Origin of the sequence: Paraburkholderia sp. SECH2, from assembly GCF_030464795.1 — a bacterium.
Lineage (GTDB): Bacteria > Pseudomonadota > Gammaproteobacteria > Burkholderiales > Burkholderiaceae > Paraburkholderia > Paraburkholderia aspalathi.
The window spans coordinates 1-24,539 of record NZ_JALPRH010000039.1; the positions used below are offsets into that span (position 1 = coordinate 1).

Genomic DNA, 24,539 nt, shown 5'->3' on the forward strand with positions numbered 1-24,539 from the left:
CCAGCAGCATCAGAAACCCCACCCCGCAAAGGTGGGGTTTCTGCGTTTACGGCGCAGAACGCAGAGGCAGAAAGAGCCTTCGCCTCCAGTCGAGTCATCACGACGACGATGGCATGCTCACGCCGGGACTTAGTCCGGGCGTCTGTCCGTCCATCACAATGGTCGGATCTGAAAACATCATTCCGCGCAGCTTTGCCCAATGCGCCTCAGTTCTCCTTGCCTTACTTCTCCCCGATCCGCAGCACGATCGCGTAACCGTTGGCTCTTATCAATTCCGCGACATACATGCGCAGGCTCTCTGCTCTTCTCATTCCTCCCAGAGCACGTGAGATTACCCTGCTTGCTGAGCGACAGCGCCAAAAAGTAGCTCTCGCGCAGGCGAAAAATCTGCAACAAAAACAGCTTCACCGCCCCTTTTTATTTCCTTCCTGCGCGCGCTTCGTCGCATCGCGTTGCCTTAACATCCACTACAAAATACTGTATAAACATACAGTGAAAACTCGTCGCCCCATGCGCGTCCGATGCCGGGCAGGGTGGAGTATTCCCTATTGAACGAGCGTGTCTATGGCAGCAGCGATTCATCTGGCGACGACAGCGTTGTCGTCGAGATTGCGGCGTCAGGTGTGGCAGGGCAATGAGCTTGCCGAGGCGGACTCGCGGGTGATTTCCAGCGGCTATGCTGCGCTGGATCAACTGCTGCCTGGGCAGGGCTGGTCGGCCGGCGGCCTGACAGAGTTATTGATTGAGCACGAAGGAGTCGGCGAACTGCGCCTGCTGGCCCGCGCGCTTCGGCATCTTACGACACAAGCCGAACGGCACGTCATGCTTGTGGCGCCCCCTTGCCAGCCCTGTGCTTCGGCATTGAGGTCGTGGGGTATCGATGTCGAACGCGTCTTATGGGTGCGTTCGAGTGAAGACCAGTCTCTGTGGGCTGCTGCTCAGGCATTGAAGCAGGATGGCATCGGCGCTGTGCTGGTATGGCTACCGAATGCGCGCGCCGATAAGGTTCGGCGTCTGCAGGTGGCGGCTCAGGAATCGGGATCGCTGGCATTTTTGATCCGGCCTGTCGAGGCAGCCACGCAATCTTCACCGGCGCCATTACGAATGATCTGCGAGCCGCTCTTGCCGGCCAATGCGCAGACGATCAACCGTCGTGAATGGTTGCAGGAGATTGGTATTTCGATCGACATCTTCAAGCGTCGCGGCCCGCCGTTAGCGGAGCCTCTGCGTCTCATTTTGCCGTTACAAAGCGTCTTGTTGCCGGAAAGCGGAGTCGGTAGCAATCAAGGACGAGAGATCAAACATGTTGTGGATCGCAGTCACATTGCCACTCTTATCGCTGGAAGCGGTGAAGCCTCTCGAGCCGCTTCCGGATGGTTCGCTCGCGAAGCCGAATCGGTGTGAGTCCGGCGAGACAAGCCAACCTCCGGGTGCCGACAGCGTTACCGAGGCGCGCTGCTATGCGTTGGCCGATCACGCGCACATCGTGATGCCGGATTTCGACGCATTGCGTGCCGGGGTGTACGTGGGGCAATCGCGCTCGTACGCATTGGCCTTGGCGCCCGGTCTCAAGATGCTTGCCGCAGACACAGTCCGCGAAACGCAGGCGTTCGAAGCGATGGCGCTCGCTTTGCTGACGTACACCCCGAAGGTGTCGCTCGGGCACGCGCATACCTTGTTGCTGGAAGTCGGCTCCGGCTTGCGGTTGTTTGGCGGCTTGCGGGCGTTGTTGTCGCAGGTGTCCACGACGGTGGCTGAATTCGGCTATACGGCGCGCATCGCGTGTGCACCGACAGCCTGGGGCGCGTGGTTGTTGGCTCAGGCGCACGCCGATCGGCAGGGGCATCGTTGGCATGTGATAAAGGAGACGTCGCTTGCTCGGGTCCTCGACCGCTTATCCGTGTTGTTGTTGCCGGTTTCGCAGGCGGATCGCGATGCGTTTACGCATGTTGGTTGCGCGACACTGGCCGATTTGCGTCAGTTGCCAAGGTCGGGTGTCGTGCGGCGTTTCGGCAGCGGAATTCTGGATCTGCTGGCGCAGGCATATGGTGCGCGTCCGGATCCGCGCGAATCGTTTCGCGCGCCGGCATCGTTTCATGCTCAGTTGGAGTTGCCGTCGCGGGTCGACAATGCCGATGCATTACTGTTCGCCGCGCGTCGGCTGATTGTGCAACTGGCCGGATGGTTGAGCGCGCATCATGCAGCGCTCAGTGGTTATACGTTGTTGCTCGAACATGAATTGGCATCCCGTCATGCGCCGAAAACGTCGAGTCTGAAGGTCGCTTGGGCCATACCGTCGCGCGATGCCGAGCATCTGATCTGGCTGTTGCGTGAGAAGTTGAATCAGACGGTTCTGGTGGCGCCCGTGATCGAGTTGAAGCTGGTCGCGGATCAGATCGGCGACCATGCAGGGCGGTCGGACACTTTGTTTCCAATGCCCGAATCAGACGGCGATTCGATCGCACGTCTGCTCGAACGCTTGAGCGCGCGTTTGGGGCCGGAGAACGTGTTGCAGATGTCGGTGCAGGACGATCATCGGCCCGAGCGGGCAATGCGCGTCGAGGCCTATCAGGCGCAAGCGTTTTCGCGCAAGAAGCGCTCATCTGCGAAGACTAAGACAAAAATCAAAGCGGATAAAACCTGGCTGACCGATGAGTTGCAGCACGCTGCATTGGAGAGCGTGGGTGCAGACGACGATGGGGCGAGACACGCGGAACGCACAGCACACCCAGAGCACATATCCCGAGAGCCCGAAGAAGCGAGCGACGCTAAAAGCAGCCACCTATTCGTAACACAAGCGGCCGATGCTCAAGCCTCACTCGATCTGCCCGACAGTGCATTGCCATCACAGCCTCGCCCCGTCTGGATGCTCGACAAACCGCTGCACCTGATGATGCGCGACCAGCGGCCGATCTATCGTCGGCCACTGAAAATGCTCACGCGTACCGAACGGATTGAAGCAGGGTGGTGGGACGGTAACCTCGTCGAGCGGGATTACTACGTTGCGGCAGACGATCGTGGGCATATGTTCTGGGTGTACCGGGAACGCCTTGGCGGCGAGTGGTATCTGCAGGGTTTATTCGGCTGAGCATCATGGCAGATTCCCAAGTCTCAGGTTCATTGGAGCAGGCGCTTGTGCCCCAATTGCCTCCGTATGCGGAGTTGCACTGCCTGACTAATTTTTCGTTTCTGCGTGGCGCTTCGCACCCGCATGAACTGGTCGAGCAGGCGATGTCGTGCGGTTATAGCGCGCTCGCGATCACCGATGAATGCTCGCTGGCGGGCGTCGTGCGCGCGCACACGGCGGTGAAAGAAATCGAACAGGAGCGGGAGCGCCAACGGAAGGAGCGCGATGACAAGGCGAAAACCGCGCAGGCAGGAGCGGCTTTGGAAGAAGCAGTAGAGCCGGCGGCCGCGAAGCCAACGTGCACCCCACAAGCAACCACCCAACAAGCAACCACCCAACAAGCAACCACCGAGCCAGAAACCCCTGACCAAGAGAAGCTAAAACCCATCCCCCACCTCATCATCGGCAGCGAACTCAATCTAACCGACGATGCAGGCGAGCCATTCTGCACACTGGTTGCGCTCGCAACCAATCGCAATGGTTACGGCAACCTTTCCGAACTGATCACGCTGGCCCGTTCGCGTGCAGACAAAGGCAGCTATCGCCTCGGTCCATCCGACTTCACCGACTCGCTACCGCATCTCGAGCATCTCAAAGCCTTGCCCGATTGCCTCCTGATCCTCGTGCCGCAGCGCACGGCGACGCTCTCGCACACATTGCGTTGTGTGCACTGGCTGGCATCGTTCGCGCCGCAACGCTCATGGATCGCACTCGAACTTTGGCAAACCGGTAGCGACGATCTTCAGATCGACGCATTGCGAATGATTTCAAAAGCGAGTGGTTTGCCTTTGGTAGCAGCAGGAGGCGTCCTGATGCATGTGCGATCGCGCAAGCCGTTGCAGGACACCCTAACCGCGATTGGCCTCGTCACACCGCTATCGGCATGTGGTCACGCGCTCGAGGCCAATGCCGAACGGCATATGCGTACTCGCGTGCGGCTCGGCAAACTGTATCCACGCGACACGCTCGAGGAAACGCTGCGTATCGCCGCCCTGTGTCGCTTCTCGCTCGACGAACTCAAGTACGAGTATCCGGAAGAACTGGTGCCCGCCGGTGAATCGCCATCAAGCTATCTGCGCAAACTGGTCATGGCCGGCGCGATGGAGCGCTGGCCGAAGGGAATAGATCTCAAACGAATCGATCAGATCGAGAAAGAGCTGCAACTGATCGCCGACCTGAAATACGAAAAGTACTTCCTGACGGTACAGGATATCGTGAGCTTCGCGCGCTCCAGAAACATTCTCTGTCAGGGACGAGGCTCAGCGGCCAATTCGATCGTGTGCTACTGCCTGCACGTGACGGAAATTGATCCGGTGCACATGAACATGCTAATCGAACGGTTCATCTCGCGTGCGCGTAACGAACCGCCTGATATTGACATCGATTTCGAACATCAGCGTCGGGAGGAGGTGATTCAATATATTTATGGGAAGTACGGCCGTCATCGCGCGGCGCTCACTGCAACGCTGATCACCTATCACGCCCGCAGTGCGCTGAAGGACGTCGGCAAGGCGTTAGGGCTCGAAGCGTCGTTGATCGAGCGAATCAGTAAATCGCAGCAGTGGTGGGACGGCACGGATGCGGTCGCCAAATATCTGGCCGAAGCGGGCTTCGCTGCCAACTCGCACATCACGCAGAATCTGATTCGCCTCACCAAAGAGTTGCGCAACTTTCCGCGTCATCTGTCGCAACACGTCGGCGGCTTTGTGATCGCGAAAGACAAGTTGTCACGGCTAGTACCTATCGAGAACGCGACGATGAAAGACCGCAGCGTAATTGAGTGGGATAAGGACGACATCGATGCGCTCGATCTATTGAAAGTCGACGTGCTGGCGCTCGGCATGTTGTCGGCGATTCGTCGTGCGCTGGAATTCGTCGCCTTGCGGCGCGGTTTGCTGAAATTCAGGATGCAGGATATTCCGCGCGAAGATCGCGGTGTCTACGAAATGTGCGGTCATGCCGATACGATCGGCGTATTCCAGATCGAATCGCGTGCGCAGCAAAGCATGCTGCCGCGGCTGAAACCGAACAAGTACTACGATCTTGTGATCGAAGTTGCGATCGTGCGGCCCGGACCGATCCAGGGCGGCATGGTGCATCCGTACCTGCGTCGCAAGCAGGGTCTGGAGGCGGTGGACTACGCTAAAGATGAGTTACGCCCCGTGCTCGAGCGCACGCTCGGCGTACCGATTTTCCAGGAGCAGGTGATGCACCTCGCGATGGTTGCCGCGCTCTACACCGGCGAGCAGGCCGATCAATTGCGGCGCGCGATGGCCGCGTGGCGGCGCACCGGCAATCTGGCGAAGTATCAGCAGGATCTGACTGACCGCATGTCGGCGCGCGGCTACGAAAAGGAGTTCATCGCGCGCATCTGCAAACAGATCGAAGGCTTCGGCGAATATGGTTTTCCTGAAAGCCATGCGGCGAGCTTTGCCTTGCTCGTCTATCTCAGCGCGTGGTTGAAACGTTATGAGCCGGCCGCCTTTCTGGCGGGGTTGCTGAACAGCCAGCCGTTGGGATTTTATTCGCCGTCGCAACTCGTGCAGGATGCCAGGCGTCACGGCGTCCAGGTGTTGCCGCCGGACGTAACCTTGAGCGATTGGGAGTCGACCTTCGAAAGACGCGGCCATGAAGGGCAGCGGATTTCATCGAGCGAGACCTGTTTGCGTCGTCAGCAGGGCGCATTGTCTGCACAGCAATTCCGTGACATGTCGTTGCGGCGCTTCACATTGGCCCGGACGATCCGGCGTGCGGCAAAACAGCTGACCGCCCGCGTATTTCAATCGTCGAAAACCTATGGTGCACGCGGTCCGGCAGTACGCATCGGCATGCATCTGATCAAAGGTCTTTCGCAGGTAGCGGCCGAACGCATCATGGCGGCTCGCAGCGACGCGCAGTTTACCGACGTCGACGATCTGGCGCGTCGCGCGGCATTGACGCGGCGCGATCTCGAAGCGCTGGCCGCGGCGAACGCGCTGGTCAGCATTGCGGGCCATCGGCGCGAAGCGTGGTGGCAGGTGACCGCGCAGCACACGGTACCCAAGCTGCTGCGCGATGCGCCGATCGCCGAAGCGCCGTTGACATTGCCACAGGCAACAGAAAGTCGCGAGATCGTCGACGACTACGCGAGCATCGGCCTCACGCTCAATCGTCATCCGCTCGCGCTATTGCGCGAGCGTCTTGCCAAGCAGCGTTTTCGCACGGCGGCAGAACTTGCCGCGTGCGGACACGGCACGCTGGCGCGCGCCTGCGGCATCGTCACCGTGCGGCAGCGGCCGGGCACGGCAAACGGCACCGTGTTCGTTTCCATCGAAGACGAAACCGGTTCGATCAATGTGATCGTCTGGCCGGCGCTGGTGGAAAAGCAGCGCAAGGTGTTGCTGGGTTCATCCTTGCTGGCGGTGTATGGCGTCTTGCAGCGTGATGACGGTGTTTCCACCGGCGGTGACAGCGCCGGCAATGCGATGAACGCAAGTAAAACGGGCAACGCGAAACGGAAACAGAAGGGCGAGGTGATCCATCTCGTCGCGCATCGACTTGAAGATCACAGCGACTGGCTCGGCGAACTGGCTACGGCGAGCCGTGATTTTCATTGAGGCTGATCTGCCGCCGGCTCGCCCCGCCATGGAAATGCGGCCAGCACTTGCCGGATCGCAACGTCGAACGGCGTGCGGCGACCAATGCCGAGCGCCTCGAGCCGGTCCGACGCCAGGTGGCAGTTATGCGGACGCGGCGTCGCGTCGGTGGGCGTATGTTGTGGCGTCAGTTGCGCATCCAGTTGCAGTGCTTCGGCCAGCCGCACGGCGATTTCATACTTGTTCATCGGCTCATCCCCCGACCATTGCACGATGCCGCCGATCGCATCGCCACGCGCATGTCGTTCGAGCATCTGCCGGATCACGAACGCGACGTCCGGCGTAAAGGTCGGGTAGCGAATCGCCCATGCATCCATGATCGCGGCTTTGCCCTCGCGTGAAGCCGACGCGGCAATCGCCGGCACGAGACTCGTCACCGCCGATTCTGCCCAATCGACGATCGGCCCATAGAGCAGCGGCAAACGCAGCACGCAGCCGAGATCGGTAGATTCCGTCAGCGCGCGCTCGCCTTCGAGTTTGCTGCGCCCATAGGCATTGAGCGGCGCGGGCGCGGAATCGTGCTGATAGGGCGGGCGGGTGCCGTCGAACACATAATCGGTTGAGATCGAGAGCGTCCACGCGCCGCGCCGCGTTGCCGCCGTGGCCAGGGTGCGCACCGCATCGACGTTCAACGCCCGGGCGAGCGCCGGATCGTGCTCGCACACATCCGGCCGACGCTCTGCTGCGGCAATCACGAGCGCGTCCGGCGCTTCACGCTCGACAAATTGCTCGACCGCCCGCGCATCGCGAATATCCAGCGCGACCGTGTTCGGCCCCGGCCGGCTGAACGCCGTGGCGACAACTTGCCAATCAGCCTGCTGCGCCAGTTCGTCGACGAGAGCCCGGCCGAGCAGTCCGGAAGCACCAATGACGGCAACTTTGAACATAACGGTCGCTCGCTTAGCGGGCTGGGCCGCTGGTCACGCCGGTCACCGTGTAACCGGCCTCGTCGATTGCGGCTTTGAGCGTGTCGACCGGTTGTGCCGATTCGACTGCCACGCGGCCGGATGCCAGATCGACCTGGACCTGAGCGGCGCCATCGTGTTCACGGATCGCGTTCGTGACCGCAGCCACGCAATGCTGGCAGCTCATGCCTTCTACCTGGAATTCGATCGTCATCGGGATTGCCTCAAAAAAATGAATATTGCGATGCTTGAATTATGCCTGCCGATGCGCAATTGAGTGGCTGACCTTCCCACTATGGGAAGGTGTACGATCGACGCACACACTGGGGAAACAGTCATGAACATCGGTGAAGCGGCCCGCGCCTCGGGCGTCACGGCGAAGATGATTCGCTACTACGAAAGCGTGGGCCTGTTGGCGGCGAAGGCGCGTACGAGCGCTGGCTATCGCGTATACGGGCCGCAAGAGGTTCATTCGCTGCGTTTTATTCGGCAGGCGCGCCGTCTTGGTTTTCTGGTCGAAGACATCCGCCGCTTGCTGGCGCTGTGGCACGACCGGTCGCGCGCCAGCGCCGAAGTGAAGGCGATTGCGCTAGAGCACGTTGCGGAGCTCGATCGCCGTATCAACGAACTGACCGACATGCGCGACACATTGGCGCATCTGGCGGACCATTGTCACGGCGACGAGCGCCCGGATTGCCCGATTATCGAGCGGCTCGCCGATACCGATCTGGTGTCGGGGAAGGGTTGTCATCCGATCTGAAAGCGCGGAGTGCAACCTGTCGAGGACGTTATCGCAACCGAGCCTCAAAAAGCACCTAAATGGTGCAATTTAATGTGGGGCAGCATCAATCGCCGCAAGAAAATCGTCTTGAATTCAGATAAATCAACAGCTTAAGTGCACCACGGGCGTGCACCATTCCAAAACGGAATGCACGTCATGCGGGCATTTCACTAGCAAGGTTGCACCATAGGGCTATAATCCGGGTTAACCCTTTTACGGGAAATCCCTGATGCCGAACTCACCGGGGATTCAATCTGATCCTTGGAGAACATCATGTTTGCATACGTACTTGAAAAGCTGAGCACCTGGTTTGAAACTGCAGAACGCACTCGTCGTGAAGCCTATCTGGCGTCGTCGTCGGATATCGTTCAGCTCGAACAGCGCATCCGCTCGCTCGAAACCAACGGCTACTCGCTGTAAGTTTCAACTGCATCAAGTTTGACCCGGCAGCGCTCATGCGCGGCCATTGCAGTAAAGCGTTGAGCCCCGTATAGACGGGGCTTTGTCACATCTGGACCACGAAAATCCACAGCAACTGGCGCTTCTTGGCGACTCATGGCTAATAACGACTAGCCTGAAGGATGCCGCCGCGGTAAGGTAAAGCGTTTTCTGCGCAATCCGGCATTCTCAAACTCAACCGGTCCGCCCATGCGTCCTGTCCGCTTGCTCAAATCCGTCCTGGCCATGACCGCCGCAGCTTCGCTGACAACGGTTTTTGCCGTATCGGCAACGTTCGCCGCGTCGAGCACTACCGCCCGCAAGCCCGTGATACTCGACTCGCAGAGCGGTATCAGCGATGGTCAGAGCGGTACCGTGCTTCAGACCGCGCCGCTCTCGCGGCAGCCGATCGTAGGGGCGCAGCCTATCGCAACGCCCACGGAGCTGGCGCCGAATTCGTCGGTACCGTTCGTTGTCGCGCCTTACATTCCGGTGCCTGTTGGCGGCGGCACGCCGTCGACACAACCGCAGCCGCAGACTCGTCCTGTACTTCGCGCGCAATAAGTCGCAAGAAGCGACTCCGCCGCGCCATCTCCTGGTAGTTCTTTCCAATCCATCCGTTGATGGTTCGAGCGGCAGGCCCTCTGCCGTGCTGCCGCATGTGCACGCGCGTCTTTATCTTCAGCTAACGCGCGAGACACTGCATACGCTATTCGGGTTTCGATGCATGGCGTGCGCGACACCGTCCGACGACAATCGTTGCGCGCTCTCTCGCCAACGATGTGGACCATGCATCGTACGTAGCGCCATCGCATCGAATGAAAACAGAACAAGGAGACATCACATGCCTATTCACTGGATGCGGCGTGCCGCCAGCACCTGCGCCACGTTGCTCGCGCTGAGCGTACCCGCGACGCTGCCCAGCGTCGCGCTGGCCAAAGACACTCCGGAAAAGCCCACGCTCACGATGGCCGTTGGCGGTTTGCCGGGCCTTTACTATTTGCCGGTACTCGCCGCCCAGCAGTTGGGCTACTTCAAGGACGAAGGGCTCGACGTCACGCTCGAAGATTTCGCGGGCGGCTCGAAGGCGTTGGAAGCGGTCGTAGGGGGCAGTGCTGACGTGGGAGCCGGCGCATTCGAGCACACGCTGTTCATGCAGGCAAAAGGGCAACACTACCGCGCGTTCGTACTGATGGGCCGCGCGCCGCAGATCGTTGTCGCGGTGCTGAAGTCGAAGGCGGATCAGATCAAGACATTGGCGGACTTCAAGGGCGCCAAAGTCGGTGTGAGCGCACCGGGTTCGTCGACGGATCTGGTGCTCACCGTGGCTTTGCGCAAGGCAGGCGTGCAGCGTAACGAGATTTCGGCGATCGGCGTGGGCAGTGGCGCCACGGTACTGGCCGCGGTGAGCGGCGGTCAGCTCGACGCGCTGTCCAATGTGGATCCGATGATGACCAAGCTGGCGCGTAGCGGCGCGATCAAAGTGCTGGTCGATACACGTACTGTGCAGGGTACGCAGGAGGTATTCGGCGGGACGATGCCGGCAGCGACGCTCTACGCATCGGAGACTTTCATCCAGAAGTATCCGAAGACGACACAGGCGCTCGCCAACGCGATCGTGCGCGCGGACCACTGGTTGCAGACCGCGAGCGACGCCGACTTGCTGAAGATGGTGCCGCCGGCCTATTTGCTCAACGATTCGGCGCTCTACGTGGAGGCCTTCCACAACGTGCGCGACGCGTATTCACCGGATGGCTTGATGCCCGCGGATGGCCCGGCGACTTCATTGCGTGCTTTGTCGTCGTTCGATAACCGCCTCGATCCGAAAAAGATCGATCTGAACGCGACCTACACCAACGATTTCGCCCGCAAGGCAGCGGCGCAACTCAAGTAAGTGGACTGATGGCGGGTGATTTACCCGGCCACGCGCGCGTCATACCTCTGGTAAGGCGCCCACGTGCGGCCCGGGGCGTGCTCAATCCCCGCGATATTCGACCTTGAACTGCGCGGCCTTGTCCTCGCCGAGCGCCTCGACCAGCCAGGGCATCTGGTCTTTCAGCGTTTTTGCCAGCGTATACGGCGGATTCAGGATGAACATGCCACTGCCGAACAACCCGAAGCCGTCGGTCGGCGGATTGCTGACGGTCAGGCTCACATGCAGCCAGTTGCGCTCCTGCAGCTTCTTCAACTGATCGGGGAAGCGCTGCGATTCAAGGCGTCTTACCTGCGGATACCAGACCGCATAGGTGCCGGTCGGAAAGCGCTTCAGGCTTTCTTCGACGCAGCGCAGTGTGCGCGTGTAGTCGCGCTTGTCTTCGTACGACGGATCGAGCAGTACCAGCGCGCGGCGCGGCGCCGGCGGCAGCAACGCGAGAATGCCGTCGAAGCCATCGCCTGCATAAAGCATCGCGCGGCGGCCTGCGTCGCGGAAGTTATGGCGCAGCACGTCGATTTCAGTGGTATGCAGCTCGAACAGGCGCATGCGGTCCTGCTCGCGCATTTGCCGCCACGCGATATACGGCGAGCCCGGGTAGAAGCGCAACTGGCCGTCTGGATTCAGCGCGCTCACTTCGTCGACGTACTCCGCGAAGACCGACGGCAGGTCGTTACGCTCCCACAGTTTGGCGATGCCGGTCTGGAACTCGCCAGTTTTCGTCGCGTAGCCTTCCTTCAGCGAATAGACGCCGGCGCCCGCGTGCGTGTCGATATACCAGTAGGCTTTGTCCTTCTGGCCGAGGTAGCGCAGTAGCTGCAACACGACGGCGTGTTTCAGAACGTCGGCGTGATTGCCTGCATGAAAGGCGTGGCGGTAGCTGAGCATGATGAGGAGACACTGAAAGAGGGCGTGCCGGTCCACGGCGGATTCGGCGATGCGAGTGCAATGCGGCAGCACAACTGAAGTGCAGCGCGGTCGCGTATTGTACGCGACGCCGCGCTGCACTCCGCAGTGCGTTGCGCGTGACACAGTCTCGATGGTGCGCAGGCCATGCTCCGCGGACCGGTCCGCGGTCCGATCGGGTCTGGACCAGTCCGGCGCGGCCGATCAGTCGTAGGCGTCGCCGATGACCGCCTCGATCCGCACTTTGATCTCCGGCGTGATCCGTTCCGCCACCTCGGCGGATTTCATGTTCTCACCGATCTGTTCGACGCGCGACGCGCCGGTGATCACGGTGCTCACATTCGGATTCTTCAGAATCCATGCAATCGCCAACTGGCCGATCGTGCAACCCAGCTCGTCGGCCACTTCGCCCAGCTTGCCGACCACGTTGTTCTTGCCGGCGTCGGTGACCTGCTTGCGTAGCCAGTCGTAGCCTTGCAGTTGCGCGCGGCTATCGGCAGGCACGCCGTTGCGGTACTTGCCGGTGAGCAGGCCGGACGCGAGCGGGCTCCAGGTGGTCAGCCCAAGGCCGATATCCTCGTAAAGCCGTTTGTATTCCTGCTCGACGCGCTTGCGGTGGAACAGGTTGTACTGCGGCTGCTCCATGACCGGTTTGTGCAGATGATGCCGTTCAGCGATCTCGTAAGCGGCGCGGATTTCGTCGGCGCTCCATTCAGACGTGCCCCAGTACAGGGCTTTGCCGCGCGTGATCATGTCGCTCATGGCCCAGACGGTTTCTTCGACCGGCGTGTTTGGGTCAGGGCGATGACAGAACACGAGATCGACATAATCGAGTTGCAGGCGTTTGAGCGACGTGTCGATGGCGTTCAGCAAATATTTACGGTTCAGCGTGTGGTACTGGTTCGGCGCTTCGTTGAGGCCCCAGAAAAATTTCGTCGAGACCACGTAGCTCACACGCGGCCATGCCAGTTCCTTGAGCGCCTGACCCATGATTTCTTCGGATTGGCCGGCGGCGTACACCTCGGCATTGTCGAAGAAGTTGACTCCCGCATCGCGCGCGGCCGCGAGCGACTCGCGCGCCGCACGATGATCCACCTGATTGCCGTAGGTGACCCATGAGCCGATGGACAATTCGCTGACTTGCAGGCCCGAACGGCCTAGACGTCGATAATTCATGCATTCCTCCTTGGTAGTGATGCCGCCGGAATCCCGCTGAAACGTCCAGTTTAAAGAGATAAAGCGCGATGTGCAGTTTACGGATGCAGTTCACACGGTTCATGCACAATAGCAGCGTTGGCCGCAGTGCAGCATTCAGCCAAATGGTCTATGCCGTTTGGCTAACTTCACGCCGCCTGCGGTCCGTGGTCTCATTGCTCATCAACTGCATGGAGGTTCTGGATGTCGTCACTGAACACGAATCTGAATGGCAAGGTTGCGGTGGTTACGGGTGCCGCGAGCGGCATCGGCAAGCAGATTGCGCTCACGCTTTCCGCTGCGGGCGCAGCGGTCGCGATTGCCGACCTGAACCAGGACGGCGCGAACGCCGTCGCTGAAGAAATCAAAAAGGGCGGCGGCAAGGCAATCGGCGTGGCAATGGACGTCACGAACGAAGATGCCGTCAACCAGGGCATAGATAAAGTCGCGGCCGAATTCGGCTCGATCGATATTCTGATTTCCAACGCCGGCATCCAGATCGTCAACCCGATCGAAAACTATTCGTTTTCCGACTGGAAAAAGATGCAGGCTATCCATGTGGACGGCGCCTTCCTCACCACCAAGGCCGCGCTCAAGCACATGTACAAAGACGATCGCGGTGGCATCGTGATCTACATGGGCTCGGTCCATTCGCACGAAGCGTCGCCGCTGAAGTCCGCCTATGTGACGGCCAAGCATGCGCTGCTGGGTCTTTCACGCGTACTGGCCAAGGAAGGTGCGAAACATAACGTGCGCTCGCATGTGGTGTGTCCGGGTTTCGTGCGTACGCCACTGGTCGACAAGCAGATTCCCGAGCAGGCCAAGGAGCTCGGCATCAGCGAAGAAGACGTGATCAAACGCGTGATGCTGGGCGGCACGGTCGACGGCATCTTCACCACGGTGGAAGACGTCGCACAGACGGTGCTGTTCCTCTCCACGTTCCCGACTGCGGCGCTGACCGGCCAGTCCTTTATTGTGAGCCACGGCTGGTACATGCAATAAGGAGGCGCCCATGGCGCAACGCAATCTCAAGCGGGCACGCGTCGGCGCACCCGGCGGCGGGGAAGGCGAGGGCGCCGGTCCGGCGCCCGCCGCGCATCCCGGCAAGCATCTCCAATTGCCGAACTACGAAACCGTCGCGTTGATGCTGCAAGGCGGCGGTGCGCTGGGCGCCTATCAGGCCGGTGTCTTTCAGGGGCTTCACGAAGCCGGTATCGAGCCGAACTGGCTCGCTGGCATTTCGATCGGCGCGCTGAATACGGCCATCATTGCCGGCAATCCGCCGGAGAAACGCGTCGAGCGGCTGCTGCAATTCTGGGAGACGATCTGCCAACCGGCGTTCGGACCGCCGTTGCCGGCCTTTATCGAGCACGCGCTGTTTAATTCCAGTGAAGCCGTACGCAAGGCTTTTACGGCGACCCAGGCGATGGGCGCGATCGTGGAAGGGCAAAAGGGCTTTTTCGTGCCGCGTTTCCCGCCGCCGTTGCCTACCGTCTCAGGGCCGCCGCAACTCGCGAGCTACTACGACACCACGCCGCTCAAGGCCACGCTGGAAGCGCTCTGCGATTTCGAGCGGATCAATTCCGGTGAGATGCGTGTGTCAGTGGGGGCGGTGAATTGCGGTACCGGCAATTTCGCCTACTTCGATAACAAGCATACGAAACTGAGGCCTGAGCATTTCATGGCGTCAGGTGCGTTGCCGCCGGGTTTCGCGGCGGTCGAAATCGACGGTCAGTTCTACTGGGACGGCGGCTTGATGTCGAACACGCCGCTCTACGAGGTGATTCAGACCACGCCGCGTCGCGATACGCTTGCGTTCCAGGTTGATCTCTGGAGCGCGGTCGGGCCGGTGCCGGACAACATCACCGATGTTCAGGGGCGCATGAAGGACATCCAGTACTCGAGCCGCACACGTCTCGTGACCGATATGCTGCAACGCTCGCAGCGTTTCCGGCATGTGCTGCGCGAGGTGCTCGATCGTGTGCCGGCTGACCAGCGCGACGATCCGTGGTGCAAGCTGGCGGATGATCTGTCGTGTTCGAAACGCTACAACGTGATCCACCTCATCTATCGGCAGAAGGAATACGAAGGGCATTTCAAAGACTTCCAGTTCGGCCTTTCTACAATGCGCGAACATTGGAGCAGCGGCCTGGAAGATATCCGCCAGTCGCTCGCGCAACCGGACTGGCTCGACATGCCTGATAACGACGCAGGTTTTGTCACGCACGATATCCATCGGGATTCGCGCTGAAACGGCCGTAGGTGACAGAAGGAGTGCCGGCAGCGGGGCTTATCGGCGGGTCACACTCACACGTCCGGCAACAACAGCCGGCCAATAAAAAACGGCGCCCGAAAGGGCGCCGTTTTTACATGCAGCTTAAGCAGCAACAGCAAAGTAAAGCGCGTGCGACTAACGCCCGCGCCCTGAAAGCCTTACTTCAGCACATGAGCGATCGCGCTAGCCACCACGTCGAGGTTGCGCGTATTCAGCGCAGCCACGCAGATGCGGCCCGTACCCACTGCATAGATGCCGAACTCTTCACGCAGGCGGTCCACTTGCGGAGCCGTCAGACCCGAGTACGAGAACATGCCGCGTTGTGCGTTCACGAAGCTGAAATCACGATCCACGCCACTGGCCTTCAGACGTTCGACCAGACCGTTGCGCATTGCGCGGATACGGTCACGCATTTCGGCGAGTTCGCTTTCCCACGTGGCGCGCAGTTCAGCCGATGCGAGCACCGCAGCAACCACCGAGCCGCCGTGCGTGGGCGGGTTCGAGTAGTTCGTGCGGATCACGCGCTTCAGTTGCGACAGCACGCGAGCCGACTCTTCCTTGCTTGCCGTGATGATCGACAGGGCGCCGATGCGCTCGCCGTACAGCGAGAACGACTTCGAGAACGACGACGACACGAACACGTTCAGTTCCGATGCCGCGAACAGGCGGACTGCTGCAGCGTCGGATTCGATGTTGTCGCCGAAACCCTGGTAAGCGATGTCGAGGAACGGCACCAGATTGCGCGCCTTGACGACTTCGACGATCTGCTTCCATTGGTCAACGGTCAGGTCGACGCCGGTCGGGTTGTGGCAGCACGCGTGCAAAACGACAACCGTGCCGGCAGCGTAGCTGTTCAGCGCGCTCAGCATGCCGTCGAAGTTCACGCCGTGCGTGTGCGCGTCGTAGTACGGATAGTTCACGACTTCGAAGCCGGCGCTTTCGAACAGCGCGCGGTGGTTTTCCCAGCTCGGATCGCTGATCGCGACCTTGGCGTTCGGGTTCACTCGCTTCAGGAAATCGGCGCCGATTTTCAACGCGCCCGTGCCGCCCAGTGCTTGCGCCGTCACGACGCGACCTGCGGCGATCAGCGGCGAGTCGTTGCCGAGCAGCAGCGTTTGCACGGCAGCGTCGTAGGCAGCGATGCCTTCGATCGGCAGATAACCACGCGGCAGCGCGGCTTCGACGCGAGCCTTTTCCGCGTCGCGCACGGCGCGCAGCAGCGGAATCTTGCCTTCTTCATTGAAGTACACGCCAACGCCAAGGTTGACCTTGGTGGTGCGCGCATCGGCGTTGAAAGCTTCGTTCAGGCCCAGAATCGGGTCGCGGGGAGCAAGTTCGACGGCGGAGAACAGAGACATGATGGATGGGCAGCAGTTGTGAAAAGAGGGCGGCTTCAAGCCCGGGCGGGCCGGCCAACGGTGTCTGACGGACAACAACGGACAATTCAGACGGCGGGCGGGCATCGACAGGCGAGCGCGACTTGCCATTGTAGCGAATTCACGGGCGTTTTTCGGGCGACAAAGCCCGCTGGACTGAATTATTTGCTTGAAAAACAGGCACTCCGGCGTCATGTCGTCATAGCGGATTTGCCTGGAGCGAAGCCGGCGAAGGCCGAACAGCGGCCTCGAGCCGTCGGGAAATCGCCTCCGCATCGGCCAGCTGGCCTGCATCGTCCACCCCGCAATCCCTACGCAGACCCGCTCAGCCCGGGTTCCCGCAACCCGTTAGAATAGTTCTTTGCCCAAGGCCCGGTGCCGCCCCCATGTCCGAACAACATCTGACTGAAGTCGACGAGACGCTTGATGAATCCAAATTCATCACGTTCGAAGGCTCGCCGTTCCAGCTTTACCAGCCGTATCCGCCCGCGGGCGACCAGCCGACGGCAATCGACACGCTTGTCGAAGGCATCGAGGACGGTTTGTCGTTCCAGACGCTGCTCGGCGTGACCGGCTCCGGCAAAACCTTCACGATGGCCAACACCATCGCGCGGCTCGGCCGGCCGGCGATCGTGTTCGCGCCGAACAAGACGCTCGCCGCGCAGCTTTATTCCGAGTTTCGCGAGTTCTTTCCGCGCAATGCGGTCGAGTACTTCGTCTCGTACTACGACTACTACCAGCCGGAAGCGTACGTGCCGCAGCGCGACCTGTTCATCGAGAAAGATTCGTCGATCAACGAGCACATCGAGCAGATGCGGCTGTCGGCCACCAAGAGCCTGATGGAGCGGCGCGACGTGATCATCGTCGGCACGGTGTCGGCGATTTACGGTATCGGTAACCCCTCCGAATACCACAAGATGATTCTGACGCTGCGTACCGGCGACAAGCTCGGCCAGCGCGACATCATCGCCCGCCTGATCGCGATGCAGTACAACCGCAATGAAGCCGACTTCCAGCGCGGTTCGTTCCGCGTGCGCGGCGACACGATCGATATTTTCCCGGCCGAGCACGCCGAAATGGCGGTGCGCATCGAGTTATTCGACGACGAGGTCGAGACGCTGCAACTGTTCGATCCGCTCACCGGCCGCGTGCGGCAGAAGATTTCGCGCTTCACCGTCTATCCGTCGTCACACTATGTGACGCCTCGCGACACCGTGGTGCGCGCGGTCGAAACGATCAAGACCGAACTGCGCGACCGGCTCGAGTTCTTCTACAGCAACGGAAAGCTTGTCGAAGCGCAGCGGCTCGAGCAGCGCACCCGCTTTGATCTGGAAATGCTGCAGGAATTGGGCTTCTGCAAGGGCATCGAGAACTACTCGCGGCACTTCTCGGGCGCCGCACCCGGCGAGCCGCCGCCGACGCTGGTCGACTATCTGCCGTCCGACGCGCTGATGCTGCTCGACGAGTCGCACGTGCTGATCGGCCAGTTGAACGGCATGTATAACGGCGACCGGGCGCGTAAAGAGAATCTGGTCGACTACGGTTTTCGCTTGCCGTCGGCGCTCGACAATCGCCCGCTCAAGTTCAATGAGTTCGAGCGCAAGATGCGCCAGGTGGTGTTCGTGTCGGCCACGCCGGCTGACTACGAAAAGAAAACGGCCGGGCAGGTGGCCGAGCAACTGGTGCGTCCTACCGGCCTCGTCGATCCGGAAATCGAGGTGCGTCCGGCGCGCACCCAGGTCGACGACGTGCTGGCCGAGATCAACGAGCGCGTCAAAGTGGGCGACCGTGTGCTGGTCACGGTGCTGACCAAGCGGATGGCCGAGCAACTGACCGAGTTCCTGGCCGACCACGGCGTCAAGGTGCGCTACCTGCACAGCGATATCGACACGGTGGAGCGGGTGGAAATCATCCGCGATCTGCGGTTGGGCACGTTCGACGTGCTGGTCGGGATCAACCTGCTGCGCGAGGGGCTGGATATCCCTGAAGTATCGCTGGTCGCGATTCTCGACGCGGACAAGGAAGGCTTCCTGCGCGCTGAGCGCTCGCTGATCCAGACCATCGGCCGGGCGGCGCGTAACGTGAACGGCAAAGCGATTCTCTATGCGGACCGGGTGACAGACTCGATGCGCCGCGCCATCGACGAAACCGAGCGGCGGCGCGCCAAGCAGATCGCCTACAATCTGGAGCACGGCATTACGCCGCGCGGCGTGGTCAAACGGATTCGCGACATTATAGACGGGGTGTACAACGTCGACGACGCTCGCGCTGAGCTGAAGGAACAGCAGACTCGGGCGAAATTCGAGGACATGTCCGAGAAGCAACTCGCCAAGGAACTCAAGCGCCTCGAAAAGCAGATGATGGAGCACGCCAAGAATCTCGAGTTCGAAAAGGCCGCACAGACCCGCGACCAGCTGGCGCTGCTGCGGCAGCGCGTATTTGGCGCGAACGTCGGCGACCACGTGCCCGGCGTCGAATAAATTTCTCCTGCGTATCAAGCAAGGTGCGAAGAAAGGCGCGGCAATGTGCCGCGCCTTGTCTTTCCTGCGCTTTACACCCGCCAACACCTTCGCCCGCGCTTTCCTTAACACCGCCTTAAGTCCCTGCTGCCGTAAGGCTTTGCGAGCGTCCTCGTTTGTTCTCCCTGCCGATCAATGATAAACTCGACCAATATTGAGAATGGTTCGCATTAACGTTCGTAATGCGATTGTCTGTGGTCTGTCGCCCCTGTCGGTGGATGTGGGGCCGCGGCTTAAAACGCACGCGCACCGCACTGTTCCAATGAGTTCGATTCCAGTCTGATAAAAACAAGGAGTTTCAATGCGGATTTCTTCATTTGTGCGCGGTGGCGCAGCAGCGGTGGCCGCAGTAGCGGCGCTTTCCGCAACGGCAGCGGAATACCCGATCGGGAAGCACCAGATTCAGGGCGGGATGGAAATCGGCGCGGTCTATCTGCAGCCGATCACGATGGAACCCGAAGGCATGATGCGCAAGGCGTCGGACTCGGACGTCCACCTCGAAGCCGACATCCACGCGGTCAAGAACAACCCGACCGGTTTCGCCGAAGGCGACTGGATGCCGTATCTGCAAGTTCGTTATGAATTGACCAAAGCCGGTTCGAATCAGACCCAGAAGGGCGACATGATGGCGATGGTCGCCAACGACGGTCCGCATTACGGCGACAACGTCAAGCTGCAGGGCCCCGGCAAGTACCACCTGAAGCTGGTGGTCGAAGCGCCGATGCAAACCGGCCACATGGCGTTCGGCCGTCACGTCGACAAGGAAACCGGCGTGGGCCCGTGGTTCAAGCCGATCACGCTCGAATACGACTTCACGTACGCAGGCATCGGCAAGAAGGGCGGTTACTGATCAACGCGGATCAACGCGGATCAACGCGGTTCGCCGCGCCAAACGCGGGGCGGACCGCATGAATGAATGCAGCAGACGGCGCCGGGCATAAACTCCAGCGCCGCGTTTTCCGGAAAGGCTAATGAGAATTGACCGAAAGATCGCGATCCTCGCCATGACCGTTTTGACGGTGGGGGCCGCGCACGCAGTGGATCTGCCGACCTTCAACCTGGAAATGAACGACGGCAAGCTCAATCCCGCGCGCATCGAAGTGCCGGCAGGGCAGCGCATCAAGATCGCGATACGCAACACCGGCAAGGGCGCGGCCGAATTCGAAAGCGTGCAATTGCGTAAGGAAAAAGTGCTGGCGCCGGGCGGCGATTCGTTCGTCGTCATCGCACCGCTCTCGCCGGGCGAGTACAAGTTCTTCGACGATTTCCATCAGCAGGCGCAGGGCGTAATCGTCGCGAAGTAAGAGTGGTGGCTTGGGGTGCAAGCGCATGCCTTGAACAACCGGGTTACGCGTTCGCCGAAGCAGTGGAAGGGTAGAGGGGAGAGCTTGGATGGGTCAGATTCTGTTCATCGTGTGGCGGGAAAGCGTTGAGGCCTTGCTGGTCGTCGGTATCCTGTACGCGTGGTTGAAAAATGGCGACGACGATGCGCGCCGCGGTTTGCCGTACCTGTGGGGCGGCGTCGCGGCCGGTGTGATCGCGGCGGTCGCGCTCGGCGCGGCGCTGGTTGGTTTCACCGAAGTGCTCTCCGGTGATGCGCAGGATTATTTCCAGACCGGCATGGTGCTGGTCGCGTGTGTGCTGATCGTGCAGATGGTGCTGTGGATGAAGCAGCACGGCCGGTCGCTCAAGCGCGACATGGAACAGTCGCTGCAAAAGAGCAAGCGCGATTCGAACTGGTGGGGTGTCGCATTGCTGGTCGCGTTGGCTATCGCGCGCGAAGGCAGTGAAACGGTGATCTTCCTGTACGGTCTCGGCTTTGGCCAATCGGGTCACGTGGATGGCAGCCAGATGCTCGCTGTGCTCATCGGCCTCGGTCTCGCATTCCTGACCTTCTATGTGCTGCAGTTGGGCGGCAAGTACTTCTCGTGGCGGCTCTTTTTCCGCGTCACTGAAATCATGCTGCTGTTCCTCGGCGCGGGCCTGTTCCAGACCGGTGTCGACAAGCTGATCGACAAGGAAATCCTGCCGACGATCATCGACCAGATGTGGAACTCGTCAGCCATCCTCGACGATTCGAGTACCTTCGGTTCGCTGGTTGCGACGCTCACCGGCTATCGCGCCCACCCTGCGCTGATGAATCTGGTCGCCTACGCCGCGTACTGGGCGGTCGTCTATCTGCTGGTGCGTCGCGCGAATCGCAAGCCGGCGCAGCAGGCTGCAGGGCGCGCGGCATGAGCACCGTCATGACCCGTCCGGGCCGCCTTGCCGCGGCCGGGCAGTGGATGCAGCGTCACGGCGGTTTGATCCGCGGCATTCAGTGGGTTGTGGTGGCGGTGTATGCGTTCCTGATTCTCGTACCGGCGGTGACACCGCTGCCGGACGACACCGCGCATCTGTGGAACAACCTGACGCTTGCCGCGCAGTTCGTGTTCTGGGGCATCTGGTGGCCGTTCGTGCTGCTGTCGATGGTGATGCTCGGCCGGGTCTGGTGCGGCGTGCTGTGTCCGGAAGGCGCGCTCGCCGAATTCGCCAGCAAATATGGCCGCGGCTGGGCGATTCCGCGTTGGATGCGCTGGGGCGGCTGGCCGTTCGTCGCGTTCGGCATCACCACGATCTACGGGCAGATGGTCAGCGTCTACCAGTATCCGAAAGCGGTGCTGCTGGTGCTCGGCGGCTCGACCTTCGCGGCGATGATCATCGGCTTGCTGTACGGACGCGAGAAGCGCGTCTGGTGCAAGTACCTGTGTCCCGTGAACGGGGTTTTTTCGCTACTGGCGCGTCTCGCGCCGTTTCACTACAAAGTCGATGAAGAAGCGTGGCGCCGTTCGTACAAGAACGGCGAACATGGGCATCGCGTGATTCCGATCAACTGCGCACCGCTGGTGCCGCTGCGCAATATGAAGGGCGCGTCGGACTGTCATATGTGCGGCCGTTGCAGCGGACACCGCGACGCGATCGCGCTGACGTGGCGCGCGCCGTCGTCGGAAGTCGTGCAGCTCGGCGACAAACAGGCGAACCCGTGGGACACCGCGTTGATCCTGTACGGCCTGCTCGGCATCGCGATCGGCGCATTCCACTGGACCGCTTCGCGCTGGTTCGTGGACCTGAAGATGTTCTTTGCAACCTGGCTGGTCGATCACGACATCACCTGGCCGCTCGACACCAACGCGCCGTGGTTCCTGTTCACGCATTACCCCGAGCAGAACGACGTGTTCTCTTGGCTCGACGGCACGATGGTGATCGGCTACATCCTCGCCACGGCGCTGGTGTACGGCACGGTGCTGCTCGTACTGCTGATGGGGGCGTCGCGCATGCTGGGACGCTTCAGTTTCGTGCGTCTGCATCATTTGACGCAAGGCCTGATTCCGATTGCCGGCGCAGGCGTGTTTCTCGGCTTGTCGGCGACCACCCTGTCGCTGCTGCGCGCGGAGCATTTGTCGTTGTGGTGGGCGTCGGATATGCGTATCGCGATTCTGGCGATTGCCAACCTGTGGAGCGCGTGGCTCGCCTGGCTCGTCACACGTCGCTATAGTGAGCGCTTCGTTCAGCGCGGCCTTGCGATGGTGTGGTTCGCAGCGGCGCTGGCGGTGGTCGATAGCGCATGGTGGCTGATGTTCTGGGGCTGGGCCTCGAAGTAAGTCTCAAAGAAAGCTTCGACGCGCTGCCGCGACCGGATCGGCACCGTGTAAAACAAAAGCCGTGGAGATGACAGCATCCCACGGCTTTTTCATTTTCTGCATGTGCGACCCACGTCATTCCGTGTGTCCGCATTGGGTGAGAACCAAAAAAGCGGCCTGGCTGGCTGCGACGACTGGCTTGGTGTCTGCACGAAGGGGTCTAGTTCTCACGTGCAAGCCGTCGTGGCTGGCTAATGCCTAACACCTCTCGAGGAGGTGGTCCCCACAATACCCGGTACGTACTGCTATTCGGTGTTGCCTGTTACTTGGTCAGGATCAGCTTGCCCAAGCGCGTTGCACGCAGCTGGTAGGTCTCGCCGTTATGCAGGATGCTGACGTGGCTATGTCCTTGCAGCAGCGCGTCGCTACGCACAACCCGATCCGACTTCTCGCTCGCACCGCTGGCTTGATCCGCTGCGGGCTTCGCGGCGGTTGCCGTCGCCGTCGATGCTTTCGGGCGGCTGGTCAGCGCGGCCGCCGGGCGGCGCAGGCTGAGTGTGGAAGAGCGGTTGAGATCGGTCATTCGTTTTTGCTGTTGGTCGATTCGATGGATTAATTCTAAATGATAACTATTCCCATTTACAAGAAAGAGAAATTCATCGGATTCGACTTTCGATAGTTGAATGACGCGGGCGGAATGCCCGCGCATGCATCAATGCAACGAACCGGGTTCCTGCTTGGCCTGCACGTACTGGCGGATCAGCCGCACGGTATCGATATCGTTCTCGCGATACGCCGACTTCACGATTTCCTGCGTCTGCACGGCGTCCTGGTCGTCGGACACGGGCAGGGTGGTCGTGTATTCGAAGCGCAGGAACAACTGCAGTTCGTCAGGCTGCTCGATCGTCATGGTCAGCGAGCCGCCGACATAGTCTGCCGTCGGCAGAATGTCGTAGCGCACGCTCTGGCGATCCTCCAGCGTGACACGGTCGCGCACGGTGGCCTGGCCGTAGTGCAACTCCCGTTCGAGCGTGTCGCCTTCTCGCGAAAGGATGGTGCAGCTGTCGAGTCCGATCACGAACAGTTGCGGCTGTTCGGCGCGCAGCACGAGACCCTCCCACAACTGCTCGCGGGTCATCGAGTCGACAAACGGATTCAACGGATCGTTGATCTGGATAAGGTGTTCGAAATTCAAAACGGCGGCTTCCTATGAAAGCGTTGCATAACGTTCAGCCCGGTTGAGCCGATCACGCCATTGTCGCGCTCCGCGAGCTATCGCGCCAATGTGCCGGCAACGAGGCCCGAATGGCCCGCACGACTTCAGACGACGGCAAGACCCGAGCGGATCGTGATCGAATGCGTGAGGATCTTGTGAACCGGGCACGCATTGGCAATTTGCAAGAGCCGTTCCCGCTGCTCGTCGGATAGATCGCCTTCCAGCATGATCTTGCGGTCGATGGTCGAGCCCGCGTCGCCGGTTTCGAGCGACAGCGCCACGCGCACGTCGGCGAGCGGCCAGCCCTTGCGCTGAGCGTACATCTTCAGCGTGATCGACGTACAGGCACCGAGGCTCGACAGCAACAGCGAGACGGGCGTCGGCCCGCGATCGCCGCCGCCAAGCGACTCGGGTTCGTCGGCGAGCCATGTGTGCTTGCCGTCGTCGAAAAGGACCTGGAAATTCGTCGAACCGATGTGGGCGGTGACGGTGGACTCTGCCATGCGCGCTCCTGAACAGGGACGGAAATCGCCGCGTGCCACGACCCGCCAAGTTTGGACGGTGTGGTGCGCGGCATGAATTGCTATTGTGAACGAATTCACCGGCCTTCGCGC

General features: G+C 60.8%; 22 protein-coding genes. 14 read left to right on the forward strand and 8 right to left on the reverse strand.

Features of this window, described 5'->3' with window-relative positions:
* Positions 1-564 precede the first annotated feature (564 nt).
* Genes imuA through M0D66_RS35475 form a run of 3 tightly spaced genes read left to right on the forward strand, consistent with a single transcriptional unit; the run spans position 565 to position 6,723 of the window.
* Positions 565-1,404 carry a translesion DNA synthesis-associated protein ImuA gene (imuA, locus tag M0D66_RS35465; RefSeq protein WP_200620831.1) on the forward strand — a complete coding sequence of 280 codons (840 nt, stop codon included), beginning with the start codon at positions 565-567 and terminating at the stop codon, positions 1,402-1,404.
* The gene (locus tag M0D66_RS35470; protein WP_200653537.1) at positions 1,304-3,088 is read left to right on the forward strand and encodes a DNA polymerase Y family protein; all 1,785 of its coding nucleotides are present in this window, start codon (positions 1,304-1,306) and stop codon (positions 3,086-3,088) included. The genes imuA and M0D66_RS35470 overlap by 101 nt, the downstream gene beginning before the upstream one ends.
* Before the next feature lie 5 nt (positions 3,089-3,093).
* A complete protein-coding gene (locus M0D66_RS35475; protein WP_200653538.1) occupies positions 3,094-6,723 on the forward strand; it encodes an error-prone DNA polymerase in 3,630 nt (1,209 codons plus the stop codon).
* On the opposite strand, the gene M0D66_RS35480 is transcribed toward M0D66_RS35475, so the two are convergent.
* Together M0D66_RS35480 and M0D66_RS35485 are read right to left on the reverse strand one after the other, a co-directional pair.
* A complete protein-coding gene (locus M0D66_RS35480) occupies positions 6,717-7,649 on the reverse strand; it encodes an SDR family oxidoreductase (protein WP_093646577.1) in 933 nt (310 codons plus the stop codon). The genes M0D66_RS35475 and M0D66_RS35480 overlap by 7 nt on opposite strands.
* A 13-nt stretch (positions 7,650-7,662) precedes the next feature.
* Positions 7,663-7,881 carry a heavy-metal-associated domain-containing protein gene (locus M0D66_RS35485; protein WP_200567737.1) on the reverse strand — a complete coding sequence of 73 codons (219 nt, stop codon included), beginning with the start codon at positions 7,879-7,881 and terminating at the stop codon, positions 7,663-7,665.
* 123 nt (positions 7,882-8,004) lie between these two features.
* Between M0D66_RS35485 and cueR the strand changes: the two genes are divergently transcribed.
* The 4 genes from cueR (at position 8,005) to M0D66_RS35505 (ending at position 10,780) form a co-directional block, all read left to right on the forward strand.
* Positions 8,005-8,427 (forward strand): Cu(I)-responsive transcriptional regulator, encoded by a 423-nt coding sequence (gene cueR, locus M0D66_RS35490; protein WP_054042147.1) that lies wholly within the window; start codon positions 8,005-8,007, stop codon positions 8,425-8,427.
* A gap of 294 nt (positions 8,428-8,721) precedes the next feature.
* On the forward strand, positions 8,722-8,868 hold the full coding sequence (locus tag M0D66_RS35495; protein WP_012432419.1) for a DUF3563 family protein: 147 nt from the start codon (positions 8,722-8,724) through the stop codon (positions 8,866-8,868).
* A gap of 228 nt (positions 8,869-9,096) precedes the next feature.
* Positions 9,097-9,450 (forward strand): hypothetical protein, encoded by a 354-nt coding sequence (locus tag M0D66_RS35500; protein ID WP_093646582.1) that lies wholly within the window; start codon positions 9,097-9,099, stop codon positions 9,448-9,450.
* A gap of 280 nt (positions 9,451-9,730) precedes the next feature.
* Positions 9,731-10,780: an ABC transporter substrate-binding protein gene (locus M0D66_RS35505; RefSeq protein WP_200653539.1), complete on the forward strand. Its 1,050-nt coding sequence runs from the start codon at positions 9,731-9,733 to the stop codon at positions 10,778-10,780.
* A gap of 81 nt (positions 10,781-10,861) precedes the next feature.
* On the opposite strand, the gene M0D66_RS35510 is transcribed toward M0D66_RS35505, so the two are convergent.
* Both M0D66_RS35510 and M0D66_RS35515 read right to left on the reverse strand, forming a co-directional pair.
* Complete coding sequence (locus tag M0D66_RS35510; RefSeq protein ID WP_054042170.1) at positions 10,862-11,707, reverse strand: 23S rRNA (adenine(2030)-N(6))-methyltransferase RlmJ; 846 nt, start codon at positions 11,705-11,707, stop codon at positions 10,862-10,864.
* A gap of 222 nt (positions 11,708-11,929) precedes the next feature.
* Positions 11,930-12,901, reverse strand: a complete 972-nt coding sequence (locus tag M0D66_RS35515) for an aldo/keto reductase (protein ID WP_200653540.1) — start codon at positions 12,899-12,901, stop codon at positions 11,930-11,932.
* Between the two features lie 222 nt (positions 12,902-13,123).
* Between M0D66_RS35515 and M0D66_RS35520 the strand changes: the two genes are divergently transcribed.
* Together M0D66_RS35520 and M0D66_RS35525 are read left to right on the forward strand one after the other, a co-directional pair.
* On the forward strand, positions 13,124-13,921 hold the full coding sequence (locus M0D66_RS35520; RefSeq protein ID WP_093646589.1) for a 3-hydroxybutyrate dehydrogenase: 798 nt from the start codon (positions 13,124-13,126) through the stop codon (positions 13,919-13,921).
* Positions 13,922-13,931: 10 nt separating this feature from the next.
* Positions 13,932-15,170: a patatin-like phospholipase family protein gene (locus M0D66_RS35525; protein WP_200653541.1), complete on the forward strand. Its 1,239-nt coding sequence runs from the start codon at positions 13,932-13,934 to the stop codon at positions 15,168-15,170.
* A 182-nt stretch (positions 15,171-15,352) separates the two neighbouring features.
* Here M0D66_RS35525 and M0D66_RS35530 read toward each other — a convergent pair whose 3' ends face one another.
* Entirely contained in the window at positions 15,353-16,552 is a 1,200-nt protein-coding gene (locus M0D66_RS35530; protein WP_200653542.1) for an amino acid aminotransferase, read from the reverse strand.
* 404 nt (positions 16,553-16,956) lie between these two features.
* On the opposite strand from M0D66_RS35530, the gene uvrB reads away from it, so the two are divergent.
* From uvrB to M0D66_RS35555, 5 genes are all read left to right on the forward strand, one after another.
* Positions 16,957-19,050 (forward strand): excinuclease ABC subunit UvrB, encoded by a 2,094-nt coding sequence (gene uvrB / locus M0D66_RS35535; RefSeq protein WP_093646596.1) that lies wholly within the window; start codon positions 16,957-16,959, stop codon positions 19,048-19,050.
* Positions 19,051-19,390: 340 nt separating this feature from the next.
* The gene (locus tag M0D66_RS35540) at positions 19,391-19,939 is read left to right on the forward strand and encodes an iron transporter (protein ID WP_054042141.1); all 549 of its coding nucleotides are present in this window, start codon (positions 19,391-19,393) and stop codon (positions 19,937-19,939) included.
* A 121-nt stretch (positions 19,940-20,060) separates the two neighbouring features.
* The gene (locus M0D66_RS35545) at positions 20,061-20,393 is read left to right on the forward strand and encodes a cupredoxin domain-containing protein (protein WP_200653543.1); all 333 of its coding nucleotides are present in this window, start codon (positions 20,061-20,063) and stop codon (positions 20,391-20,393) included.
* Between the two features lie 88 nt (positions 20,394-20,481).
* The gene (locus M0D66_RS35550) at positions 20,482-21,327 is read left to right on the forward strand and encodes an FTR1 family protein (RefSeq protein WP_200653544.1); all 846 of its coding nucleotides are present in this window, start codon (positions 20,482-20,484) and stop codon (positions 21,325-21,327) included.
* Positions 21,324-22,730: a 4Fe-4S binding protein gene (locus M0D66_RS35555; protein WP_093646604.1), complete on the forward strand. Its 1,407-nt coding sequence runs from the start codon at positions 21,324-21,326 to the stop codon at positions 22,728-22,730. Before M0D66_RS35550 ends, M0D66_RS35555 begins: the two co-directional genes overlap by 4 nt.
* A 301-nt stretch (positions 22,731-23,031) precedes the next feature.
* Here M0D66_RS35555 and hemP read toward each other — a convergent pair whose 3' ends face one another.
* From hemP to M0D66_RS35570, 3 genes are all read right to left on the reverse strand, one after another.
* Positions 23,032-23,292 carry a hemin uptake protein HemP gene (gene hemP, locus M0D66_RS35560; protein ID WP_200620857.1) on the reverse strand — a complete coding sequence of 87 codons (261 nt, stop codon included), beginning with the start codon at positions 23,290-23,292 and terminating at the stop codon, positions 23,032-23,034.
* Positions 23,293-23,421: 129 nt separating this feature from the next.
* Entirely contained in the window at positions 23,422-23,904 is a 483-nt protein-coding gene (locus M0D66_RS35565) for an SRPBCC family protein (RefSeq protein ID WP_200620843.1), read from the reverse strand.
* A 125-nt stretch (positions 23,905-24,029) separates the two neighbouring features.
* Positions 24,030-24,428 carry an OsmC family protein gene (locus M0D66_RS35570; RefSeq protein ID WP_054042165.1) on the reverse strand — a complete coding sequence of 133 codons (399 nt, stop codon included), beginning with the start codon at positions 24,426-24,428 and terminating at the stop codon, positions 24,030-24,032.
* Between the last annotated feature and the right edge of the window lie 111 nt (positions 24,429-24,539).